Origin of the sequence: Paraburkholderia sp. UCT31, assembly GCF_014397655.1 — a bacterium.
In the GTDB taxonomy this organism is placed as follows: domain Bacteria; phylum Pseudomonadota; class Gammaproteobacteria; order Burkholderiales; family Burkholderiaceae; genus Paraburkholderia; species Paraburkholderia tuberum.
The window spans coordinates 1-227 of the sequence record NZ_VZQP01000238.1 but is presented as its reverse complement, the minus strand read 5'-3'; the positions used below and the strand labels follow the sequence as shown (position 1 = coordinate 227).

The following is a 227-nucleotide window of genomic DNA, read 5'->3' as shown; positions in this document are numbered from 1 at the left end:
GACGTTTGGCGTACACAAACCATTCGCAGGCACGCAGCGGTGCCAGCCACCGGGCAAAGGTGGCGGGATCGGCGAGCGCTGCATAGTCACCGAAGAACTGCAGCTGGCCGTGCCGATGGGCATCGGTGAGCGCTTCGAGGAAGCGGCGCCGGAACAGGCGCGAGAGCACGCGCACTGGCAGGAAGAAGCCGGGGCGGCAGGCGATCCAGTGCTCGCCGTCGGGCGAC

General features: G+C 68.3%; 1 protein-coding gene. It reads right to left on the bottom strand.

The window, feature by feature from the left end; all coding sequences use genetic code 11:
- On the bottom strand, positions 1-227 hold a 227-nt coding region (locus tag F6X40_RS41790), incomplete at both ends, for a transposase (RefSeq protein ID WP_187631923.1).